This is a genomic window from Candidatus Polarisedimenticolia bacterium (assembly GCA_035764505.1).
Lineage (GTDB): Bacteria > Acidobacteriota > Polarisedimenticolia > Gp22-AA2 > AA152 > AA152.
This window is the reverse complement of record DASTZC010000068.1, coordinates 1-21,985: the sequence shown is the minus strand read 5'-3', so window position 1 is coordinate 21,985 and position 21,985 is coordinate 1. Positions and strand designations below refer to the sequence as shown.

General features: G+C 66.5%; 26 protein-coding genes. 6 read left to right on the top strand and 20 right to left on the bottom strand.

From position 1 onward, the window contains the following. Window positions 1-73 precede the first annotated feature (73 nt). Genes VFW45_04760 through VFW45_04750 form a run of 3 tightly spaced genes read right to left on the bottom strand, consistent with a single transcriptional unit; the run spans window position 74 to window position 971 of the window. Window positions 74-532 (bottom strand): Wss1p-related putative metallopeptidase, encoded by a 459-nt coding sequence (locus VFW45_04760; protein HEU5180077.1) that lies wholly within the window; start codon window positions 530-532, stop codon window positions 74-76. A gap of 5 nt (window positions 533-537) precedes the next feature. After that, window positions 538-753, bottom strand: coding sequence for a UXX-star (seleno)protein family 1 (locus tag VFW45_04755; protein ID HEU5180076.1), 216 nt, complete (start codon window positions 751-753; stop codon window positions 538-540). Between the two features lie 11 nt (window positions 754-764). Then, complete coding sequence (locus VFW45_04750; GenBank protein ID HEU5180075.1) at window positions 765-971, bottom strand: cold shock domain-containing protein; 207 nt, start codon at window positions 969-971, stop codon at window positions 765-767. 477 nt (window positions 972-1,448) lie between these two features. Here VFW45_04750 and VFW45_04745 point away from each other — a divergent pair, with 477 nt between their 5' ends. Continuing rightward, window positions 1,449-2,723 (top strand): hypothetical protein, encoded by a 1,275-nt coding sequence (locus VFW45_04745; protein HEU5180074.1) that lies wholly within the window; start codon window positions 1,449-1,451, stop codon window positions 2,721-2,723. On the opposite strand, the gene thiD is transcribed toward VFW45_04745, so the two are convergent. Genes thiD through VFW45_04730 form a run of 3 tightly spaced genes read right to left on the bottom strand, consistent with a single transcriptional unit; the run spans window position 2,720 to window position 5,273 of the window. Continuing rightward, window positions 2,720-3,517, bottom strand: coding sequence for a bifunctional hydroxymethylpyrimidine kinase/phosphomethylpyrimidine kinase (gene thiD / locus VFW45_04740; GenBank protein ID HEU5180073.1), 798 nt, complete (start codon window positions 3,515-3,517; stop codon window positions 2,720-2,722). The genes VFW45_04745 and thiD overlap by 4 nt on opposite strands. Window positions 3,518-3,525: 8 nt before the next feature. Next, entirely contained in the window at window positions 3,526-4,182 is a 657-nt protein-coding gene (thiE, locus tag VFW45_04735; GenBank protein ID HEU5180072.1) for a thiamine phosphate synthase, read from the bottom strand. Beyond that, entirely contained in the window at window positions 4,179-5,273 is a 1,095-nt protein-coding gene (locus VFW45_04730; GenBank protein ID HEU5180071.1) for an AIR synthase family protein, read from the bottom strand. Before VFW45_04730 ends, thiE begins: the two co-directional genes overlap by 4 nt. Before the next feature lie 154 nt (window positions 5,274-5,427). On the opposite strand from VFW45_04730, the gene tdh reads away from it, so the two are divergent. Both tdh and VFW45_04720 read left to right on the top strand, forming a co-directional pair. Then, window positions 5,428-6,462, top strand: a complete 1,035-nt coding sequence (gene tdh, locus VFW45_04725; protein HEU5180070.1) for an L-threonine 3-dehydrogenase — start codon at window positions 5,428-5,430, stop codon at window positions 6,460-6,462. Window positions 6,463-6,471: 9 nt separating this feature from the next. Beyond that, window positions 6,472-7,650, top strand: coding sequence for a glycine C-acetyltransferase (locus VFW45_04720; protein HEU5180069.1), 1,179 nt, complete (start codon window positions 6,472-6,474; stop codon window positions 7,648-7,650). 22 nt (window positions 7,651-7,672) lie between these two features. Here VFW45_04720 and VFW45_04715 read toward each other — a convergent pair whose 3' ends face one another. The 7 genes from VFW45_04715 to trxB all read right to left on the bottom strand — a co-directional run bounded on the left by VFW45_04715 (window position 7,673) and on the right by trxB (window position 14,907). Beyond that, window positions 7,673-8,338: a hypothetical protein gene (locus tag VFW45_04715; protein ID HEU5180068.1), complete on the bottom strand. Its 666-nt coding sequence runs from the start codon at window positions 8,336-8,338 to the stop codon at window positions 7,673-7,675. Window positions 8,339-8,363: 25 nt separating this feature from the next. Then, entirely contained in the window at window positions 8,364-9,191 is an 828-nt protein-coding gene (locus VFW45_04710; protein HEU5180067.1) for a L,D-transpeptidase, read from the bottom strand. Beyond that, window positions 9,185-10,345: a L,D-transpeptidase family protein gene (locus VFW45_04705; GenBank protein HEU5180066.1), complete on the bottom strand. Its 1,161-nt coding sequence runs from the start codon at window positions 10,343-10,345 to the stop codon at window positions 9,185-9,187. Before VFW45_04705 ends, VFW45_04710 begins: the two co-directional genes overlap by 7 nt. Continuing rightward, window positions 10,335-10,925, bottom strand: a complete 591-nt coding sequence (locus tag VFW45_04700) for a hypothetical protein (protein HEU5180065.1) — start codon at window positions 10,923-10,925, stop codon at window positions 10,335-10,337. The genes VFW45_04705 and VFW45_04700 overlap by 11 nt, the downstream gene beginning before the upstream one ends. A gap of 351 nt (window positions 10,926-11,276) precedes the next feature. Further along, entirely contained in the window at window positions 11,277-12,701 is a 1,425-nt protein-coding gene (gene thiC, locus VFW45_04695; protein ID HEU5180064.1) for a phosphomethylpyrimidine synthase ThiC, read from the bottom strand. A gap of 173 nt (window positions 12,702-12,874) precedes the next feature. After that, window positions 12,875-13,549: an MIP/aquaporin family protein gene (locus VFW45_04690; GenBank protein HEU5180063.1), complete on the bottom strand. Its 675-nt coding sequence runs from the start codon at window positions 13,547-13,549 to the stop codon at window positions 12,875-12,877. A gap of 122 nt (window positions 13,550-13,671) precedes the next feature. Then, window positions 13,672-14,907 (bottom strand): thioredoxin-disulfide reductase, encoded by a 1,236-nt coding sequence (trxB, locus tag VFW45_04685; protein HEU5180062.1) that lies wholly within the window; start codon window positions 14,905-14,907, stop codon window positions 13,672-13,674. A 166-nt stretch (window positions 14,908-15,073) separates the two neighbouring features. Here trxB and VFW45_04680 point away from each other — a divergent pair, with 166 nt between their 5' ends. From VFW45_04680 to VFW45_04670, 3 genes are read left to right on the top strand one after another with little or no spacing between them, the layout of a single operon-like run. After that, window positions 15,074-15,649, top strand: coding sequence for a sulfite oxidase-like oxidoreductase (locus VFW45_04680; protein HEU5180061.1), 576 nt, complete (start codon window positions 15,074-15,076; stop codon window positions 15,647-15,649). 15 nt (window positions 15,650-15,664) lie between these two features. Next, window positions 15,665-16,177: a hypothetical protein gene (locus VFW45_04675; GenBank protein ID HEU5180060.1), complete on the top strand. Its 513-nt coding sequence runs from the start codon at window positions 15,665-15,667 to the stop codon at window positions 16,175-16,177. A gap of 50 nt (window positions 16,178-16,227) precedes the next feature. Then, entirely contained in the window at window positions 16,228-17,856 is a 1,629-nt protein-coding gene (locus tag VFW45_04670; GenBank protein ID HEU5180059.1) for an FAD-dependent thymidylate synthase, read from the top strand. 42 nt (window positions 17,857-17,898) lie between these two features. Here VFW45_04670 and VFW45_04665 read toward each other — a convergent pair whose 3' ends face one another. The 7 genes from VFW45_04665 to VFW45_04635 form a co-directional block, all read right to left on the bottom strand. After that, window positions 17,899-18,207: a Rieske 2Fe-2S domain-containing protein gene (locus VFW45_04665; protein HEU5180058.1), complete on the bottom strand. Its 309-nt coding sequence runs from the start codon at window positions 18,205-18,207 to the stop codon at window positions 17,899-17,901. Window positions 18,208-18,258: 51 nt separating this feature from the next. Continuing rightward, window positions 18,259-18,723 carry a 4Fe-4S dicluster domain-containing protein gene (locus VFW45_04660; protein HEU5180057.1) on the bottom strand — a complete coding sequence of 155 codons (465 nt, stop codon included), beginning with the start codon at window positions 18,721-18,723 and terminating at the stop codon, window positions 18,259-18,261. Window positions 18,724-18,798: 75 nt separating this feature from the next. Then, a complete protein-coding gene (gene erpA / locus VFW45_04655; GenBank protein HEU5180056.1) occupies window positions 18,799-19,122 on the bottom strand; it encodes an iron-sulfur cluster insertion protein ErpA in 324 nt (107 codons plus the stop codon). Next, window positions 19,119-19,520 carry an iron-sulfur cluster assembly scaffold protein gene (locus tag VFW45_04650; protein HEU5180055.1) on the bottom strand — a complete coding sequence of 134 codons (402 nt, stop codon included), beginning with the start codon at window positions 19,518-19,520 and terminating at the stop codon, window positions 19,119-19,121. The genes erpA and VFW45_04650 overlap by 4 nt, the downstream gene beginning before the upstream one ends. 16 nt (window positions 19,521-19,536) lie before the next feature. After that, window positions 19,537-20,751 carry an IscS subfamily cysteine desulfurase gene (locus VFW45_04645; protein HEU5180054.1) on the bottom strand — a complete coding sequence of 405 codons (1,215 nt, stop codon included), beginning with the start codon at window positions 20,749-20,751 and terminating at the stop codon, window positions 19,537-19,539. A gap of 16 nt (window positions 20,752-20,767) precedes the next feature. Next, a complete protein-coding gene (locus VFW45_04640; GenBank protein HEU5180053.1) occupies window positions 20,768-21,163 on the bottom strand; it encodes an Rrf2 family transcriptional regulator in 396 nt (131 codons plus the stop codon). A gap of 236 nt (window positions 21,164-21,399) precedes the next feature. Next, the coding region (locus VFW45_04635) for a dihydrofolate reductase family protein (protein ID HEU5180052.1) at window positions 21,400-21,985 on the bottom strand (586 nt) is incomplete at its 5' end.

The following is a 21,985-nucleotide window of genomic DNA, read 5'->3' as shown; positions in this document are numbered from 1 at the left end:
CGGATCGGCGGTGGCGAGGCGATTCACTATCAGCCAGTGTCGGGCGGGCGTCGGCTGGAAATGACAAATTCTGTCAGCGCCTGGCTGCCACGCTCCCGGCAGTTCGATAGGCGGACGAGGAAGGACTCAATGGAGCTTCGGCAGTAAACAGCTCGAGCTGGATCCACCTTGCCGGCCGGTCAGGGCCGGGCCGATAGATCCCTTCGGTGCGCGCGTACTCCAGGATCTCGAGATAGAAGCGGCGGAAGCGCGGGCCGTGATTGAAATGGCGCAAATGCGCCAGCTCGTGGCACAGAGTGTTCACGAGGCTGGAGTATTTCAGGGGGAGACCGGTTTTGGCGTGCCGCAATCGTACTGCAATCCGGCCTTCCGCGGTGCACACGCCGTAGCGGCGCTTCACGCGCGGCGATTCCGGGGCGATTTCCTGATACGAGAGCCGAAAGTGCCCTGCTAGGAAACGGGCATGCAAGCGCAGCTGCTCGATCAACGCGGCATCGGAGGGTCCGGTGCGGGCGGCCGACCGCCGCTTCAAACTCCTCACGTTCCTCCGTGACCGATGATGACCTTGCCGTCCTCGACAATCACCGGCACCCGGCGCTGTCCGGAGGTGATCTCGAGCATGCGCTTGAGAAGGGCCGGATTGCTCTTCACATCGAAGTATTCCACCGAGGATCCCTTCTCGGCGTAGGCCTCACGGGCCGCCGTCGTGTAGGGTCACCCCGCCTTTCCGAAGATCTCGACCTTGGATGTCATGCGCTCTCCCTTCATCCCCGGGTCGGGCGGACCTTGCCCGCTCTGGGTCCCTTGGGCGACTGCTCGATTTCGAAATCCACTTCCTGCCCTTCGGCCAATGACTCGAAGGGAAGGCCCTCCAGGGAGCTGCGGTGGAAGAAGATCTCCTGACCGTCATTGCCCCGGATGAACCCGAACCCTCTGTCCTTCATCAGCCGCTTGATCTTCCCGGTGGGCATTGCCGCTCTCCTTGCACGCCGGCTCGCGCCCTCCGCCTGGGAGCCCCTCCGGCACGCTGTGGAAGTGGATTCCTTTACCGAGTCATGGCGGAACCGTTCACTGCGTTGAACTTGCGGGGATGATAGTCGAGCAGTGAGGCGAAGTCAACGGTGCCCTCGAGCGTGGCTGCAGGGGAAATAATCCCTGTTCCCGAGTGGTTTAGGCTATCCTGCGGCAGTCGGCAGTGAGTCTATTTCGCCGGAAGGGTCATCGAGGGTTAATTGGCGACTCTGGTCATCTCGGGAATATTTACGCTCCTTCTGGCGGCCCTGGTTGGGGCGGCCTTGAGGCTGGCGTCACGGCGGAGAGATTCCCGGGACCGCGGCGAGGCTCGGGGCGACGGGAAGACGGGCTGAAACGACAGGGTTGTCATGGCTTTGCTCCTGGGGGGGGTTGTCAGCCCCGGGGCGAAAGCGTAGGATGAAATTATGTTGAACATGCTGAAAAGGACCTCGTGGCTGCCTCTGGCGATTCTTCTGACAGCCGTCTCATCTCTCATCGCGGCCGAAGGCAGTCTGGATGACATTCTCGACATGCTCGATGCGGGCGTCTCCGACGGTTCGATCGAGCGTTTCGTCGAAAAGAACCAGCTCACCTTTCATCTCTCCGCGAAGGATCTGGTGGAGTTGAAGAAAGCAGGCGCTTCCGAGGATCTTATCGAGTACCTGCAGAACCGCGACGTCGAGATGGAGCCTGCACCGCAGGCTGAGGGAACAGCGACGCAAGGCACTCAGAACGAGCCGGAGGCTGCGGAGCCGGAGGGGGGAGTCGCGTATGACAACTCCGATGACCATTCCGATGTCTACTTCAGCTTCGGGGTGGGGTTCGGGTGGCCTTACGCTTACGCCTACTACTCGCCCTACTACTATCCTTATTACTACCCTTATTACGCTTACTATCCTTACTATCCTTACTACCCCACCTACCCCTGCCATTACGGAAACTATGGCGACGGGTACTACGGCGGGCACGGATCGGGAACGGGCGTCTATTCCTACTGGTACAACAATCAGACCGGCACAGGGGCGGGACCTCGCAACGGCACGGGAACTATTGGAGCCAGCAGCCCGGGTCTCTCGGGCCGCGTTTTGCGCAGCGCTCCGACAACCGCTTCGTCGCCGGTGGTCTCCCAGTCGGCAACTCCTACGGCGACGACTTCCCTCAGCTCGGATCCGCGGGTTTCGACTCGCAGTCTCTCTCCGTCAGGCTCGGAGATGACTCGAGGCCGCACCTCCGGCTCTTCGAGCCTTCCCAAGGGAGCGAAGGATGTCGCGTCGATGAAATCACCTTCGTCGCGGTCGGGCCTTTCGCCTCGCGTGGGAAGCCGCATGTCTCCCGCCCCATCGTCGGCAGGCTCGGGCCGCTCCACCGTCGCGCGCGGCACGGGGACCACCAGCTCTCATCGGATGTATTCCCCTCCACCTTCCTCATCGCCGAGAGTTTCCAGCAGGGTGGGTGGCTCTATTCCGAGGGCCTCGATTGGCACTTCTTCCGGCATCTCATCACCCCGGCGCGCGGCACCTCCCAGCGTAAGCGCTCCTCGGACTTCTGCCCCGCGTAGCTTCGCCTCTCCGGCGCCGCGATCCTCTGCGCCGCGATCTTCCTTCCGGGGAAGCAGCGGCGGATTCCACGGAGGTGGGGGCTCGCGCGGAGGCGGCTTCCATGGAGGCGGTGGGTCCCACGGCGGCGGCCGCGGCGGCGGACGGCGCTAGTCTTTTCTTCTCCAGACATGGAAATGATCGATAGGGCCGCGACCCGATCCCAGCTTCGCGGCCAGACGCATTCCTTCCCGGACATACTGCTTCGCCTCGCTCACCGCTGACGCGGTCTCCGCGCCGCGGGCCAGAAAGGCCGCGATCGCCGCCGAGAACGAGCATCCCGTTCCATGATCCGATCGCGTCGGAATCCTTTCCCCCTGGAAGAGAACGGCCCGGTGCCCGTCGAAGAAATAGTCGGTCGGCTCACCTCTCGAGTGGCCGCCTTTGATAACGACGGCGGCGGCACCCATGTCACGCAGAAGGCGCGCCGCCACCTCCACATCGCGCATCGTGCGCAGACGTTTGCCGGTAAGGGCCTCCGCTTCGGGAAGATTGGGAGTAAGAACACTCGCCAGGGGGATGAGCAGCTCGCGCAGTGCCCGCAACGCGTCGGCGCGCAACAGCAACGCGCCGCTCTTGGAGATGGTCACCGGATCCACCACCAGATTCTTCATGTGGTAGTGCTGGAGGGCCCGGGCGGCCGCCCGCACCAGGGGGCCGCTGGCGAGCATTCCGGTCTTCACGGCATCGGGAAGCAGATCGGAGGCCACGGCGTCGATCTGCGCCCGCAGGAACTTCTCGGGGACTTCGTGAATGCCGAGGACCTTCCGCGTGTTCTGGGCCGTCAGCGCCGCGAGCGCCGAAGTGCCATAGACGCCGAGCGCCGCGAAGGTTTTCAAATCGGCCTGAATTCCGGCGCCGCCTCCAGAATCCGAGCCGGCGATGGTGAGCGCGATCGGCGGGCGCAAGACCCGACTCATGGAAGGCGGCCCTCGCGCGCCCGCGCGGCATCGAGGATCTCTCGCAGGCGGCGCGCGGAGGCCGCGGGATCTTCGGCGGCCATGATGGCCGAGATGACCGCCACCCCGGCGGCGCCCGCTTCAACGACCGAGGCACAATTCCCGGTGCCGATTCCCCCAATTCCCACCACGGGAATCCGCACGGCAGCGGCAATCTCGGAGAGACGCTGCAGGCCGATGGGATCTCCCGCGTCGGCTTTGGTTGCGGTTGCGAAGATCGGGCCTACTCCGAGGTAGTCGGCTCCCGACTCTTCTGCGGACCGGGCTTCTCTCACGCTGGCCGCGGAGACCCCGATGCACAGCGGCGGCGGGAGGAGGCGCCGGGCATCGGACGGCGGCAGGTCTTCGGAGCCGAGATGAACGCCGTCGGCCGACAGGGCCAAGGCAAGGTCGGCACGATCATTCACCAGAAGGGGCGCCCCGTGCAGATTGCAGATGCGTCGCATCTCAGCTCCCAGCTCGATGAGCCCGGCCGCCGGGGACCGCTTGTCGCGCAGCTGCACCGCGGTGGCCCCTCCCGTCAGCGCCGCCTCGACGATTTGCAGGAGAGGGCGATCGCCGCCGAGATCGGGATCCGTGACCAGGGTGAGGAGAAGGTCCGACCGGAGATTCACGCTTGGCGGGTCTGGCGCCTGGCCGATTCGAAGGCGGCCCAGAAGGGATCGATCCGTGGATGTTCCAGAGCCGATTCCTTACCTTGGTCGATCAGGACGAGTCCCTGGTCCTTCTCGGTCACCTCGCCGATGATGGCGGCCGGAATCGACACTCCCTGGAAGGCGGCGAGAAGCGCCTGCGCGCGATAGGGCTTGCAAGTCACGATCAGCGTCCCTTCGCTGATGGATGCGTAGGGATCCATGCCGAAATGAGCGCACACGCGGGAGACGGCCTCGGGCATGGGGATTGCCGGACGTTCGATGCGCATTCCGGTCCCGGAGGCCTCGGCCACCTCGACCAAGCCGCCGAACAGCCCGCATTCGGTGGCATCGTGCATCGCGGTCACGCCGCGCTGGCGCACGCCGATTGCGGCGGCGGTGCGGCAGTCCTTGACCACCGACATCTGGGTGAACAGATCGGCGGCTTCCCTCGCAACCCGGCTGCCGAGAGCTTCCTCGACGAGCCCCGGGAATGCCGCTCCGAACAGGGCCGTGGCCTCGATCGCGGGGCCTTTGGTGATCAGGACCTGATCGCCCGGCTCCGCCATGGCCGGCGTGACGTACTTCGTCGCCTGGCCCACCGCCATCACCGTCGCCCCGCCCACCATCGGGAAGTCGCACCCCTGATAGCGCGCCGTGTGCCCGGCGACGATGCTAATCCCCAGCAACCTGCATTCCTCAGAGATTCCCTTCCAGAGCACCGCGAGATCGCTCTCTCCGAGCGAGGGCGGCAGGTTCAGATCGAAGGTGGCGAAGGCGAGCGGCAGTCCCGAGGTGGCGGCATCAGAGGCCAGGATGTGGACCGCGAACCATGCGGACCTTTCCCAGCCGTACTCGGGCACCACAAACACCGGATCGGTGGTGATCGCCATGACCCAGCCCTCGGCGATCTCGACAATGCCTGCGTCCACCCCGTGCCGTGGTCCGACCGGCACTTTTTCGGAAGGGGCGCCGAGGTGCGGGGCGATGACGCGGTGGAAGAACTCCGGGGAGATTTTTCCGAGGGCCGGAAGGGCCGGCTGCACGTCATCCATCCCACGTCTCCAGCGCATCGCGCCTCGGCGTCGAGGTGCACAGAGCGCACGCCATGCTAGCACAGCGGAAATGGAGCCGTCCCGGGTTGTGCTATCATGACTTCGCGTCGGAATTTCGCGGATATTCCAACTCCGTCGCGCAGCAAGGAGCCGTCGCGTGGGCCATGAAACCATGGGCGCGGTCGTGAAGCATCGCGCGGCAGCCGGGGCCGAGTGGAGAGAGATCCCGGTTCCCCGAATCGGGCCAGAGGACGTCCTCATCGAAGTCAAAGCCGCCTCGATCTGCGGCACCGACCTGCACATCTTCCAGTGGGACGAGTGGGCCAGCCGGCGCATCCGGATCCCGCAGGTTATGGGCCACGAAACCGCCGGAAACGTGGTGGAGGTCGGGTCCGAGATCACCACCTTCAAGCCGGGCGACTACGTCTCGGTCGAGACTCACATCACCTGCGGCACCTGCTACCCCTGCCGGGTGGGACGCGCCGAGGTCTGCAGCAACACGCGCATCGTCGGCGTCGACACCGACGGCTCCTTCGCGCGCTACCTGAAGCTGCCGGCGCGCTGCGCCTGGAAGAACGATCGCACGCTGCCCCCCGAGATTGCGGCGCTGCAGGAGCCGCTCGGCAACGCCGTCGATACCGTTCTGGCGGAGGACGTCTCCGGCAAGACGATGGTGGTGCTCGGTGCCGGTCCTGTCGGACTCTTGGCCATGGGAGTGGCGAAGGCTTCGGGGGCCGCCACGATCTTTGCCACCGACGTCTCCGAGTACCGCCTCAACCTGGCGCGGCAGATGGGCGCCACGCACACCTTCAACGCGCGGCGCGACAAGGTGGTGGAGGCGATCCTGGATCTCACGCGGGGCGACGGAGTCGACGTCGTTATTGAGATGTCCGGCAACCCCGAGGCCCTCAGCCAGGGGTTCAAGGTGCTGGCACCGGGCGGCAGGCTGTCGCTGCTCGGGCTGTCGCACGGCCCCGTTCGCATCGATCTCAACAATGAGGTCATCCTGAAGGGGGCCCGAATCTACGGCATCACCGGGCGGAAGATTTTCACGACCTGGTACAAGTCATCGCGCCTGCTCACCTCGGGCCTGCTCGATCTGAGGCCGCTTCTGACGCACCGCCTGCCGCTGACCGAGTTCGCGGCGGCAATGGACCTGATGACCCGCGGGGAGTGCGGCAAGATCGCGCTTCTCCCCGCCGCCTGAGAGGACGTCATGGCCGGCAAGCTCGATTTCATCGCGCAGGAAATGGCGGCCCTCAAGGAGCAGGGTCTGCTGATCAACGTGCCGGTCATCGACTCCCCGCAGGGCGCCTGGATCACCGTCAACGGCAAGAAGGTCCTCAATCTCTGCTCCAACAACTACCTGGGCCTCGCAAATCACGAGGTGCTGAAGCGGCGCGCCCAGAAGGCCATAGAAGCCTTCGGCGTCGGACCCGCCGCCGTGCGCACCATCGCGGGCACCCTCACCCTGCACCGCGAGCTGGAGGCGAAGCTGGCGCGCTTCAAGGGGGTCGAGGCGGCGCTCACCTTCCAGTCGGGCTTCTGCGCCAACCTCGCCGCGCTGGGATCGCTCGCCGGTCCCGAGGATCTGATCTGCTCGGACGAGCTGAATCACGCCAGCATCATCGACGGCAGCCGCCTGTCGCGCGCCAAGGTGGTGCGTTACACGCATGCCGATCCCCAGGATTTGCGCGACAAGCTGCGCTCGGAGACCGGCGCGCGCCGGCGCCTGGTGATCACCGACGGCGTGTTCAGCATGGACGGCGACATCGCCCCGCTGCGCGAGATCGTCGCCGTGGCCGCCGAGCACGACGCGTTGACGCTGGTAGACGACGCGCACGGCGAAGGGGTGCTCGGACGCTCCGGCCGCGGCATCGTCGATCACTTCCAGCTGCACGGTCAGGTCGACCTGGAAATCGGCACGCTGTCGAAGGCTTTCGGCGTGGTGGGCGGCGTGGTGGCGGGGAGCCGCGCGCTGGCGGACTACATCCAGCAGAAGGGACGTCCCCTCCTGTTTTCCAGCGCCATGACCCCGGCCGATGCCGCGGCCTGCCTGGCCGGAGTGGAGCTTCTGGAGCGCTCGGGGGAGCTGGTGGAGCGGCTGTGGGCCAATACGCGGCACTTCAAGGAGGCGATGCGCGGGCTCGGCTACGATCTGGGCAGGAGCGAGACGCCAATCACGCCGGTGATGATCGGGGAAGCGAAGCTGGCAGGCGCCTTCTCACGCAAGCTGTTCGAGGAGGGAATCTTCGCCATGTCGATCGGCTACCCGACCGTGGCGCGGGACAAGGCCCGCATCCGCGTCATGATCTCCGCAACCCATTCGGACAAGGATCTCGATTTCGCCCTCGACGTCTTCGGGCGGGTCGGTCGCGAACTGGCCATTCTCTGAAGCGGGGCGGCGCCGGCACCCCTCAAGGCTTCGGGATCTCTCCCAGTCCGACCACGAGAACCTTTTCTCCTCGATACAGCGCGCGATAAATCTCCTGCGCCCGCTCGGCGGGAAGCCGGAGCTGGACGCGCGTCTCCTTGCGTCCCCCGCCCGGGCCCCAGGGAAGCCACTCCTTGAAGCGCCGCCCCATGCCGCTCATCGACCATCCTTCGGACTTCTCGCCAACCATCCGGACCTTGAAGGGGCGGTCGAACAGAAGGGTGAAATCGGCGGGAGGATCGGGGGGAAAGAGCTTCGGGTCCTTCAGGGGATCGACCGGCTTGGCGGGATCCGGGGGGACGATGATCTCGGCCGGCGCACCCCGGTCCTCGATCGAGAGCAGGGCCAGCCTGCCCGCCTCGATCCTCCCATCCTTTCCCTTGTCGCGAATCGAATCGACACGGAACGGGATCGACTTGGTGGTCATTCCCGACAGGCGGTAGTCGAGACGCGAGTTGACCAGGTCCAGGACGAGGTAGGGCTTCTTCGCCGCCGCCAGCGACAGCTCGGTTTCCAGCCTCTCGGTCTCCTCTCCCAGGGTCGCAGGAGCCGCCGGGAGAATGCTGCCCCGCGCGCCGAGCAGGAAGGCATAGACCCCTCCCGCCGCGAAACCGAAGATGGCGGCGACGAGCAGGCTCTTGCGGATCATGGGATGCGGTGCCTCACCTGCGACCTCAGAAAATATAGACCGGCGTGCCGACCCGGACCGCCTTGAAGATGGCCTCGAGATCCTTCGCACCCAGTCGCACGCACCCGTGGGTGACCGACATCCCCAGCGAGCGCTCGTAGAGCGTACCGTGGATCAGATAGCCGTCGCCGAGATCCATGGCGTAATCGCCCAGCTCATCCGGCGTCACGCGATCGGCGTCGCGCTTCGGAATCGGCTCGCCGTCCTCGATGAAGGCCCAATCGGGCTTGGTCCAGACGGGGTTCTCGACCTTCCTGCGGATGCGGAACTCCCCTTTCGGGGTGTCGAAGGTCCATTCGCGCTTGCGGGGGGGATCGGGCAGGAAACGGCCGCTTCCCGTGGAGCAGACCGCCTCGCGCAAGATGCAGCGGTTGCGCATCAGGTAGAGACGGTTCGTGCCGGTGTCGATCATCAGATAGACGCCGCGGGGAGCCAGCGACGACATGCGCTTGAGCACGTCATCGTGCTTTTCCTGCAGCGTGGCGGGCTTCCTGGGGCGCGGCGGTGCCGGCTTGGGAGGAGGGGGAACCTCCTGCAGGATGGGTGGCGGCTCCGGCGGCGGTTCGGCGCCTTCTTCCGTCCCCGTGACTTCTTCCGAATCGGACGGCGGCTGTTCCTCCTCCGGAGGGGGAGGTGCCGCGTCCGGGTCCTCTTCAGGCGACTGCCGGGAAAGGGCCGGGGCGGCATTCGACGCCGGCAGCTCCCTTCTCGATTCCCGCGAGCGGGCACCCAGCGGCAGGACCCACGACGAAGCCAGAGCCGCGACACAGGCCACCGCCAATCCGACGCGGCGCAAATCCGTAAGCCTTACCATGGATTGTCCTCGTCACGCGGGTTGTAGCCGACGATGGCCACCGTGGTGCCGACGCTGACCATGCCCGAGAGCTCGTCCATCTCCTGATTCGTCAGCGCGACGCAGCCGCGCGTCCAGTCCTTGTCGCGCCCTCCTTCCCCATGGATCTCGATGAGATCTCCGGGGCCCGCGCCGCGCGGGACCAGTCCCTTGCGCTTCGCTTCCTCGAAGCGCCGGCGGTCCTGCTCGTTGGGATAGTCGAGCAGGAAAGCCCGATGGTAGCGCGTCTGTCCGGGCGAGCGGATCTGCTCAATCTTGTAAAGGCCTTCCGGAGTGGCGTCATCCCCCGAGCGCAGCTTGCGCTCCATGCCGCTGATCCCCAGGTCCACGGTCAGCGTGCGGACCGCGCGGCCGGAGCGGTAGACGGTCATCTTGCGCCGCAGCTTGTCGACGACGAAGGCCACGTTGCCCCGGACGCGGCTGCGCCGCACAGCTTCGTCGACCCAGCTGCGCCATGACGACAGGTCGGGATGGGAGGTGAAGCGCACCATGGAGGACAGCAGGAGCTGCTCAACCGTCTGGACCCGGCCGGTTCCGCTGCGGGCGGCTTCCAGAGCGCCCGCAAAATCCTTCTCGGCCATGCGCTTCTCGGCCAGATCTTCGTCGACCTCGGCGGCCACGACCAGGCGATGAATGGCGGGATCGCGCGGTGCGAGGAAGCGCTTGATCTCGCGCGCCCGGGATAGCGAATCCTGCAGCCGGGAGATCTCCGTCTCCGCGGCGCTCTTGGTCTGATCGCGCCGGGTCTGGGCAATGCGCGCGGCCTGGACGGCGTAGAAGCGGGCCCGCTCGAGCATGGCCCTGGCCTGGCCGTAGTCGCGGCGCACGGCAAAGCGCGCCGCCTGCACCGTCACCGCGCGCTCCGCCTCCCGCATCGCCTGCTGCGCCTGTGCCAGCTCCTCCGGCGCGTAGGCACCCGCCTCCTGTTTCACGGCCCGCTCGACGTCACTGCGCGCCCGGGCCAGCTCGGCGAGGGGCGCCGTCTCGCCGCAGCCGAGATGCAGCAGCGCGGCGGCAAAAAAGGCGCAAAAGAAAAGCGTCCGGCGGCGCCGCCTGGTCGCAGCATCGCCGCCGGACGCGTCGGGAGCCCGAAATACCGAGAGTTTACTTCCCACCCGCCTTCTTCATCGAGGCCTGGGCAATCTGATCGGAGATGCTCGTCGCCTTCTCCTTCACCGAGTTCGCCTTGTCGCGGGCTGTGTTGTAGTCCTCGCTCTGCAGCGCGGTCTGCGCCTCGGACAGCGTCGTCTGGAGCCCATCGAGATCCTGCTGGAACAGCGCGAGATCGGCCTTCGTGTCCTTCCCCTTGGGGGCCTTGGCAACCGCTTCCTTGGCCGCCTCGAGCGCCGTGCCGGCGTCGGTGACCGCCGTGTTGGCCTCGTTCTTCGCGGTCTCCAGGTTGGTGGCCGCCGCGGCCTTTGCCTTCTCGGCGTCCGCTTTGGCCTGGGCCAGCAGCTCCTTGGCCTTGTCGTAGTTCTTGATCCACTTCTGATTCTGCGCGTCGATCTCCGCCTGGGCAGCGCTCATGCTCGACTGGGCGGCCTGCCACTCGGCAGAAGCCCACTTTTCCGAACTCGCCTGAGCGTCATCCATCGCAGCCTTGGCCGCATCGATGTCCGCCTGCGGCGGCTTGGCGCACGCGACTGCCGCCAGCGCCAGGGCAAGTACTGCGAATCCCAACCAAGATCGCTTCATCGTTTCTCCCTCCTGTGCGTTTTGTGATCCTCCGGCCAGATTGCTTACGCGCCGGGGGGGTTGACCGAGCGTCCATGTGCCCCGAATCCGGTTTCCTCACCTCCCTCGCATTTCGGCCTTGGGGGCCGAATCCGGGTGCACTCTTCCGCCGGCGAACGCCTGCGGAAGTCCGCGGTATCGCTTGGAGCCGGGAGTCGAACGGTAGGTTTTCGTGATTGCCCCAACCCTGAAAAAAGGGAGCGTATTATAGCAAGAATCGAGTGGGGCGCAATTCCGCCCCTGCGCCGGCCCCCTTCTCGCGCAGAAACCTCACAATTCAAAAGAGTTAAGAATGCCCCGAAGGCGCTGCGATCAATGCCGGGGTCCCGCCATGGGGATCGCGGCCGGGGGCCTCCGGAAGCCCTCCGCCGGGGCGGCGCCGGGCGCCGAGTCCGGACCGATCTCGGAAAGAATCTCGTCGATGCCGTCCAGGCGGTATTTGCTCTGCATGGAGCAGAATTTTGGACCGCACATGGAGCAGAACTCGGCGCTCTTGAAGTACTCCGCGGGCAGCGTCTCGTCGTGCATGGCGCGGGCCGTGTCCGGGTCGAGCGACAGCTCGAACTGCCGCTCCCAGTCGAAGTTGAAGCGGGCCCGCGACAGCTCGTCGTCCCGATCGCGCGCGCCCGGCCGCCCGCGGGCAACGTCGGCGGCGTGGGCGGCGATCTTGTAGGCAATGACGCCCTGGCGCACGTCCTGCTCGTTGGGTAGCCCCAGGTGCTCCTTGGGGGTCACGTAACAGAGCAGGGAGGCGCCCGCCTGGCCCGCCAGGGCGGCCCCGATTGCCGAGGTGATGTGGTCGTAGCCCGGAGCGATGTCGGTCACCAGGGGGCCGAGCACATAGAACGGCGCCTCATGGCAGATGCGCTGCTGCATCTCCACGTTCATGGCGATCTGGTCCATCGGGACGTGGCCCGGTCCCTCGATCATCACCTGAACGTCGCGATCCCAGGCCCGGCGGGTCAGCTCCCCAAGGGTCTCCAGCTCGGCGAACTGCGCCGCGTCGGAAGCGTCCGCGAGGCAGCCCGGGCGCAGCCCGTCGCCGGCGCTGATCGTGACGTCGTGCGCGCGGCAGATGTCCAGGATCCGGTCCCAGTGCACGTAGAGGGGATTTTCCTGGCGGTGCGCCATCATCCAGGCGGCCAGCAGCGCGCCGCCCCGGCTGACGATCCCCGTGATCCGGTTCCTGGCCAGGGACAGATGGCGCAACAGGACGCCGGCATGGAGCGTCATGTAATCCACTCCCTGGCGCGCCTGCTGCTCGACCATGTCCAGCAGGTCTTCGGCCTTCATATGCTCGATCGAATCAAGACCCGAGACCACCTGGTAAATCGGGACCGTGCCGATGGGCACGGGGCTGTGGGCGATGATCGTCTCGCGGATCGCGTCGATGTCTCCGCCGGTGCTCAAATCCATCACCGTGTCGGCCCCCAGCTTCACCGCGGTGTCCAGCTTCTTCAGCTCCTCCCCCGTGTCGGAGGAGACCGAGGAGTTTCCGATGTTCGCGTTGATCTTGCAGGAAAGCGCCAGGCCGATCCCCATCGGCACGAGCCCCCGATGATGGATGTTGGCGGGAATCACCAGCCGGCCGCGCGCCACCTCGGCGCGAATCAGATCGGGATCCACCCGCTCTTTCTCGCCGATGGCGCGCATCGCTTCGGTCACGACGCCCCGGCGCGCGTGAAACATCTGGGTCACCGCCTCCTGGGAGGCGCGCTGGCGAGAGGACTTGCTCATGAGGACCTCCTCGGCGGAAAGGCCGCATCGCGGCAGGGCGCCGCGCATTTCCACCGTGAATTCTCGGCTCGCGGCATGCTAGCGCACTCAGGGGCCGGGATCAACGAAGCGCGCTTCGACGGCGCCGCACCACCACCGGAGACGCCCATCGCAGCCCCGGCTTCGCCGGGTGGTCAGCTCTTCTTCAAGAGAAAGTTGCTGTAGAGGAAGGCCGCCGCGCCGGCGCCGAGCAAGGGACCGATCCAGTAGACCAGAAAGTTGGTCCAGTGGGCCGAGGCAAGCGCCGGGCCGAAAGAGCGCGCCGGGTTCATGGCGGCCCCCGTCAGAGGCCCCCCGACCAGGATGTCCGCCGCCACGGTCAGGCCGATTCCGAAGCCGCCAATGCGCGGAGCCCGCTCGTCGACGGCAGTCCCCCAGACGGCGAACACCAGGAGGAAAGTCAGAACCGCTTCGATGAAGATGCCGGTACCGGTCGTGACGTCCTGGGCAAGATCCGGAGTACCGAGGGCCGCGGACCGCCAGACATGCTCGGCAAAAATCGCGCGCAGGAAGAAAGCCGCGACGGTCGCCCCGGCGAGCTGCGCCAGCAGGTACTGCAGCGCCTGATTGCGGCTCATCCGGCCGGTCAGGAGAAACCCGAAGGTCACTGCCGGGTTGAGATGGCCCCCCGAGATCGCTCCGGTGGCGGACACGGCGACCGAGAGAATCAATCCATGAGCCAGCGCGATGCCGATCAGGCCCACGCCTCGGCCGGTGTATTCGTTCAGGCAGATCGAGCCGGCCCCCACGAACACCAGCGCGAAGGTGCCGATGGCCTCGGCAATCATCGCCTTGCGGCTTTCATCCATGCGAATCCCTCCGTGGCGCGGGGCTTCGGCGCCCCGTCGGCGCGCGTAGGGTGCCCGATGCCGCGATGAGTGTCAACCTGCGCTGGGGTCGAGAGAGGGATTTGAGGAATGCCGTCCGGGAGTCAGGCGTGCGCGGCGGCTTCGTGGGCCCCGTGCGCGAGATGCCTCTCCGCGTCCAGGGCGGCCATGCATCCGGTGCCGGCAGCGGTGATCGCCTGGCGGTAGACCCGATCCGCGACGTCTCCCGCAGCGAACACCCCGGGGACGCTGGTGGCGGTTCCCTTCACCGTCCGCAGATAGCCGTTCTCGTCCATGTCGAGCTGGCCGCGGAAAATCTTGGTGTTCGGCACATGGCCGATGGCGATGAAAATACCCTCACAAGCGATCTCCCGGGTCTCGCCGCTCTTGAGATTGATCAGGACAGCGCCTTCCACTTTTCCCTTGTGCGGGTCCCGGATCTCCTGCAGCGTGCTGTCCCACACGAACTCGATTTTCGGATTGTTGAAGGCCTTGTCCTGCATGATCTTCGAGGCCCGCAGCGAGTCGCGCCGGTGCACTACGGTCACCTTCGACGCGAAGCGCGTCAGAAAGGTCGCTTCCTCCATGGCGGAGTCGCCGCCGCCCACCACCAGGATTTCCTTGCCCCGGAAGAAGAACCCGTCGCAGGTGGCGCAGGTGGATACTCCATGGCCGATGAGCGCTCGCTCGGAATCGAGTCCCAGCAAGCGCGCGTCGGCTCCCGTCGCGACGATGAGCGTCCGGGTGCGCACCTGGCGCCCGTCGACCGTGAGAGCGAGAGGACCGTCGTTCAGCTGGGCGGCGGTGGCATCGCCGGTCACGAAACGGGCGCCGAAGCGCTCCGCCTGCCGGCGCATCTGGGCAATCAGCTCGGGGCCCAGGATCCCCGACGGGAAGCCGGGGAAATTCTCCACGTCGGTCGTCAGCGTCAGCTGTCCTCCGGCGGCCCGCCCTTCCACGACCAGAGGCTCCAGGTTCGCGCGCGAGGTGTAAATCGCGGCGGTCAGTCCCGCGGCTCCCGAGCCGAGGATGATCACTTTCTCTAGATTCCTGGCGTCGATACCGTCGCTTTGCTGCTTCTTGTCCGCCGATCCCATCATGCGATCCAGCTCCCCCGAGGCGGCCAGCGCGTGCAGCTCGTCCGAGCCGCCGATTCCCCGGCCGTCGATAAAAATCTGGGGCGCCGTCCGGCGCCCCGATCGCTCGATCATCTCGCGCTCGGAGAGCGGATCCCGGCTCACCGGGATCTCACGGTAGGCGATTCCCTTCGAGGCGAGCAAGCTCTTCGCACGGGTGCAGTAGGAGCAGTATTCCTTGGTATAGATGACGACGTCGGACATCGACAGGCTCCGTACGAGGCGTCATTGTAGCATCGCATAGCGTTTGGATGCGGGGGGCGGCCGGACGATTCCGGCCGCGACTCTGGCGCGGCCCTCTCCGCCCGGCCGTTGACACTTTGCCCGCGCGGTGCCCATAATCGCGCCCCTTCTCGACGAGGCATTCGACATGAGCTCCGCGGAGCCCCCTCGCCTTCCCCCCGGGCAGGTACAGACCCGCAAATGGCCTGTTCTGACCTTTGGAGAGACGCCTCGCATCGATCTGGCGACCTGGCGCTTTCGACTTTTCGGCCGGGTCGCCCGCGAGATCAGCCTGACCTGGGAAGATTTCAAAGCCCTGCCACGAGTGGAGCGCATCTCCGACATCCACTGCGTCACCCGCTGGAGCCGACTCGACAATCGCTGGGAGGGAGTCCTTGCCCGCGAGCTGGTGCGCCTCGCGCAGCCGAAGCCTGCGGCCCGCTTCGTGATGGTGCACGGCTATGGCGATTACACCACCAACCTGCCTCTCGAGGCGTTGCAGGGCGACGATGTCCTTTTCGCGCTCAAGCACGACGGTGCGGACCTGGAGCCGGAGCACGGAGGGCCGCTGCGGCTCGTGGTTCCCCGGCTCTATTTCTGGAAGAGCGCCAAATGGGCCAGCGGCCTCGAGTTCATGGACCACGACCGGGCGGGATTCTGGGAGCGCAATGGGTACCACATGCACGGCGACCCCTGGACCGAGGAGCGCCATAGCGGCTGGTGAGCTCCGCTCCCTCTCATGAGCCTCTCCGGTCTGGCCGGCTTCGCCTTCATCGCGCTGTTCCTGTTGATGGGTCTCTACCGGGCGCATGCCCGCGAGCTGCCGGTGTATCGGCGTCCCGCCTTCTTCATCCATCCACGCCTCCGGCTCCTGTGGACCCTGGTGCGCGCCGCCCTGTTCTTGGCGGGCTGGACGCTGGCCTGGCGTGCCAGTCCAAAGATGGCGGGCGCTGCGGCGCTGCTCATCGGGGCGGCCTGGGGGTGGCGAAGCTACCTGCAGGGAAGGCGTCACCGCCGGCAGATGGTGCGCCGCGCCTTCGAAGCCGAGAGAGCGCGCGACCCCGAAGCTTCCGAAGCGCAGGCTCTGCGCCGGGTGCTGCACGCCATGCATCCTCGCTGGGGAGAGGAGCTGATCGAGCAAATCGCCGCCGACAATCCGACGCCCGAGGCGGTGGCCGACATGGTGGTGCGCATGGAGCGCGGCGGCCTTGGTGCCGGCTTCCATCCCGCCCGCCTCCTGCGCCGTCGGTGACGGCGTGGCGTCTTGTGCGGCATGGGCCCCGCCCCTATAATCGCCGCAGCATGACCACGAAGACTCCACCTCTCCTCGAGCACCGCGCCGCGCGCTTTCTCTCCCCCGAGCCGGAGGTGAGAATCGCCCAGGCCTTCCAGCGCTCTTTCGACAACATGGTCGCCACGGCGCGCACCTGCTATTCAGCCAGCGGCATCATCGTCGAGGACGATGTCTCGGGTGTGGAGAGCCTGCCGCCCGAGAAGCGGGAGAGCAAGCGCAAGCGGCGCGACCAGCTGGCCCGGGATCTGTACGAGGCCGGACACCACACCACGCTGCAGCACGCCCATTTCCAGTTCACGCTGAACAACGTCTCGCGGCAGTTCATCTGGTCCTTCCTGCACAGCCATCCCTTCTACAACTCCGAGCAGGTGAGCCAGCGCTACGTCGAGGTCAAGCCGGGGAACTGTGCCATCCCGCCGCTTTCGGGGCAGGCGCGTAGCGTCTACGAGCGCACGGTGGAGCGCCAGGTCTCGGCCTACCAGGAGCTGTGCCACACCCTGGTGCCGCTGGTCGAGGCCGAGTACTACGAGCGCTTCCCGGCCCGGGACCGGCGCCGCGACCTCTACGGCAAGGAGGTGCAGAAGAAGGCTCAGGAGGTGGCGCGCTATGTCCTTCCGGTGGCCACCTTCGCCTACCTCTACCACACCATCAGCGGCTTGACGCTGCTGCGCTACTACCGCATGGCGAACCAGCTCGACGCGCCGCTGGAGCAGCGCATCGTCCTGGAGAAGATGGTCGAGGAGCTCTTGCGCCTGGAGCCCGATTACCGCGTCATCCTGCAGGAGCCGATGGAACCGGAGGAGATGCCCGAGTTCCAGGCGCTCGGGGGAGCTTCCCAGTGGGCCGACCCGGCCCGCGCCCGGCGATTCGCGTCGGAGTTCGACGCCGAGCTGGGACCCCTGATATCGAAGCTGGTGGATGCGCCGGCGCAGAACGAGGCGATTCTGGCACGCGCGGTGCGCGAGATCCTCGGCCTTCCGGCCGGCGAGATGACCGACGACGAGGCGATCGCCCGGGTCATGGATCCTTCCCGCAACGCTTACCTGGGTGAGGCGCTGAACCTCGACACCCACTCCAAGCTGAGCCGAGCCATGTTCCATGCGCACTACACTTTCCGCAAGCGCCTCAGCCACACGGCCGACTCGCAGAATCAGCGCCATCGCCTCACTCCCGGCTCGCGCCCCATCCTCGCCGCCCACCTCGCCGGCGATCCCGATTTCGCGACGCCGGGCCTGATCCGGCGCGACGCCGCCATCGAGCGGCGCTACCAGGAGGTGATGAGCTTGTCGTGGGAGGGAATCCGGACGCTGCAGGACCTGGGAGTGGATCCGGAATTCGCGCTCTACCTTCTGCCGAACGCCGCCAACGTCCGCTTCACCGAGTCGGCCGACCTGCTCAACCTGCGCCACAAGCACACGATGCGGCTGTGCTACAACGCCCAGGAGGAGATCTGGCAGGCGTCGTGGGAGGAAGCGCTGCAGATTCGGGAGATCAATCCACGCATCGGCGCCTACCTGCTGCCCCCCTGCACCCTGCGGTACATGGCGGGCTCCACGCCCTACTGTCCCGAGGGAAGGCGCTACTGCGGCGAGCCGGTCTGGAAGCTCCCCATCCAGGAATACAAGCGCGCGATTTGAGCCAACGAGCGCCCGCGGCTCATCGCTGCCCTCAGTTGATCTTCAATCCAGGCAGGCGAAGAGATCATCCCCCTCGGATTCGAGGCGGACGCAGCGGATGGTGTGCCGGGGGTTCAGCGGGGAAACGCCGGTGCACAGGTCGAATTGCCATCCATGCCACGGGCAGGTGACGATCTTTCCTTGCAGGTGACCTTCCCCCAAAGGGCCGCCGCGGTGCGGGCAGGAATTGTCGACCGCGAAGAACTCCCCTTCCACGTTGAACAGGGCCAGCACTCTGCCACCGGCGACCACCACCTTGCCGGTGCCGGGCGGCACGTCGGCGCGCGAGGCGACGCGGAAGCGCTCAGCCAAACAGCGCCTCGAGGGCGCGGGGAGCGGCGCAGTGACCTTCTCCGCAAAGGATCAGGCGACCGCCTCTTCTTCCTGGGGATCGGGGACGAAACGCATGCCGTAGTCGGGAAGGTGATAGCTCGAAACCAGGACGCGGATGCCCGGCTGGTTGGGATAGACCATGTCGATCGTCTCCCACGGACAGTCGCGAGCGCAGATGGTGCAGCCGGTGCAGCGGTCCCAGTCCACCCGGCAGATCGGGTTCAGCTCCGGCTGGGCCGGATTCGGCACCTTGACGATGCAATCGACCGGGCAAACCGTGACGCACGCCTCGCAGCCGGTGCAGCCGTTCTCGTTGATGATCGCCTTGGGGCGTGGCTTGCGCGGCTTGCGAGCCGGGGCCGCGGCCGCCTTCGCCGCGGGCGCTGCGGCTGCCGCAGGCGGCGACGGTGCCGCCGCCGGCGCGGGGGAAGCGGCTTCAGGCGTGGCCGGGGCGGGAGGCGCGCCGGCCGGATTGGTCTTGTCTGGATCGCTCATGTCTCGAACACCGTTGCATCGCGGGTCCGCTGCCGGACCCGCCGGAGCGCGGGCGATTCTACACCAACCCGCCGGTTAGGTATGGAAGCTGGTGCCGCAGCCGCACGTCCCGGTGGCGTTGGGATTGGTGAAAGTGAATCCCGTGCCATTGAGGCCGTCGGTGTAATCCAGCGTCGTCCCGTTAAGATAGAGATAGCTCTTCGGATCGACGATCACCTTCACCCCGTGCTGCTCGAAAACCCGGTCCCCCTTCCCCGCTTCCTTCTCGAACACCAGCCGGTAGGAGAGGCCGGAGCATCCCCCTCCCGCCACGCTGACGCGCAGTCCGTAGCCGTCCAGGTTTTCCTTGGTCAGCAGGGTCTTCACCTCCTGGGCCGCCTTCTCCGTCAGTGCAATCATCCGGTTCCTCCTGAAGTGTCGTTGCCGTGCGCCGCTGCCGCGGCGTCGCTCTTGTTGCGATAGTCGTGGATGGCGGCGCGCAGCGCCTTTTCTGCCAGGGCCGAGCAGTGCCGCCGGGCGGAAGGGAGCTCCAGGGCCGCCGAGAGATCCGCCTCCTTGATCTCGGCCGCCTCGCGCAGCGTCTTGCCTTCGGCCCATTCGGAGGCGAGGCTGGCGCTCGCAATCGATCCGGTGCAGCCGAATGCCTTGAAACGGGCCTGCTGGATCCTCTCCCTGCGGATCCGCAGCTGGATCTTCACCAGGTCGCCCGACGCCATGCTGCCGGCGACGCCGGTCCCGACATCGGGATCCTTGGGGTCGAAGCTGCCCGCCTTCGGCAGGTCGGCGCAGCGGGCCATCACCTGATCGCCGGGCTCAACGGGACGCGCCCGCATGGCTCCTCCCTCCCCGGCGGCGCGACGCCTCGTAAAGCGGCGAGATCTCACGCAGCTTCCGGACGCTCGCGATCACCTTCTCGCTCACCTGATCCACCTCTTCGCGCGTGTTGAAGCGTCCGAGGCCGAAGCGCAGCGAGGTATGGATCAAATCGTCGCTCACCCCCATCGCCTTCAGGACGTGCGAGGGCTCCTGGCTGGCGGAAGTGCAGGCCGAGCCCGAGGAGACCGCCACGCCGTTCAGGGCCATCATGAGCGATTCTCCTTCAACGTAGGCGAAGCTCAGGTTCAGGTTGTTCGGAAGGCGCTGGACGGGATGGCCGTTCAGGGCGACCTCCTCGAGCTCCGCCTCGATGCGGTGGTGCAGCCGGTCCCGCAGCCCAGCAAGGAACACCGCCTCCTCCGGCATGACCCGGGCGGCAATCTCGCAGGCTTTGGCGAAGCCCACGATGCCCGGGACGTTCAGGGTCCCCGAGCGCATTCCCCGCTCGTGTCCGCCGCCGTAGATCTGCGGCATCAGGCGGACGCGCGGATTGCGCTTGCGCACGTACAGGGCGCCGACGCCCTTCGGCCCGTACATCTTGTGGGCCGTGAAGGACAGCAGGTCGATTCCCATGGCCTCCACGTCGAGGGGAATCCTGCCCGCCGCCTGGGCTGCATCGCAGTGGAATACAACCCCTTTCTCCTTCGCGATCTTCCCGATTTCGCCCACCGGATGCAGCGTCCCCACCTCGTTGTTGGCGGCCATCAGGCTGATCAGGATGGTGTCGGGACGCAGTGCGGCGCGCAGAGAGTCGGGCGAGACCATCCCGGTGCGATCCACCGGGAGATAGGTGACCTCGAAACCGATCTTCTCCAGCCGGCGGCAGCAATCCAGCACCGCCGGATGCTCGGTGGATCCGGTCACGATATGGCGGCCCCGTTCGGAGAGCATCTGCGCCGCCCCGAAGATTGCCAGGTTGTCCGATTCGGTGGCGCCGCTGGTGAAGACGATTTCCACCGGTCCGGCACCGACGAGCCGGGCGATCGTCTCGCGAGCCGCCTCCACCGCCTCGAGGGCCTTCCAGCCGTAGGCGTGCGTCCTGCTGGCGGCGTTGCCGAACTCTTCGGTGAAGGTGGGCAGCATGGCGGCCACCACGTCCGGGTCGACGGGCGTGGTGGCGTGGTGATCCATGTAGATTCGCGGGTTCTCCACGGTTTCCATCCGATTCTCAGATTTCACGGAGGGTGGTCTTCCCGAGCAGATCCAGCACCTTCTGCTCGACGCGCGCCAGGGGCCTCCGGACGGAGCAGCTCTTCTCCTGGTCGCAGGGGCCTTTGCGCGGATTGGAGCAATCGAGCAGCGCCAATGGGCCTTCGATGGCCTCGAGCACGTCGAGGACCGTCAGGGACCCGGAGCTTCTCCCCGGCGAGTATCCCCCCTTGGTGCCATGCTGGGAGACGAGAAAGCCTTTCCGCGCGAGCTTCTGAAGCAGCTTGGCGAGGACCTCGAAGGGGATGCCGTAGGCCTGCGCAATCTCCCGGGCGCTGGAAGGCTGGTCCTCCTTCGCCAGGATGTGCTTGAGGGCCATCAGGCTGTAATCGGCTTTCTTGCTGAGGCGAATCATCGGTCAGCCCTCTTGCTTGACAGAGGCACCGTTGGACGCGGCGGCCGCAAAGCTGCCGCGCGTCAACGGCCGGCACTAGTACAGTGGTTACGCAAACCCACGATCAATACTCCGATCCCTAGTAATATCCGACCTATTTCACCGGATATTCTAGGGTTCGCGTCGCTGGAGTGTCAAGAACCGGAGACAGATTCGGCGGATTTTTCCGGCATGCGAGGCACAAACGCGGCCGTTCGTCAGGCTTGCGCCGTACGGGAGTAGTGCAGGAAGAGCTCGCCTCCGGCGCGCCGTACGCTGGCGAGGGAAAACCACCTGAATTGGGCCGGGGAGAATCCCTTACCGTCCACCGGGCTGGGGCTTTCGATGCCGCCGATCACCACGGGGCAGAGCGTCAGGTAGACCTCGTCGATCAGCCCGAGTCGGAAGAACTCGAAGTTCATGGCGCCGCCCCCTTCCAGGAGCAGCTGGCGCACCCCGCGGCGGTGCAACGTTCCGACCAGATGCCGCGGGCTCACCGATCGGCCTCGCGACACCAGGACCTCGGCCAATTCAGCGGCGCGCGCCCTCATGCGGGCGGGCGCGGCGGTGGTCGTGAAGACCATTTTGCGGGTATCCCTGGCCGTGAAGAAGCGACCCTCCAGGGGAACGTCGAGGGAGGCGCTGAGGAGGACGTTGAGGGGTTGCTCGGGCCTGCCGGCGGCGACCCGCTTGCGGACGAGGCTTCGGGAGCGGATGCGCAACGGGGCGTTGGCAGCCCGGAGGGTTCCGCCGCCCACCAGCACCGCGTCGGCGCGGAATCGGATCCGGTCCATCAGGGCCCGG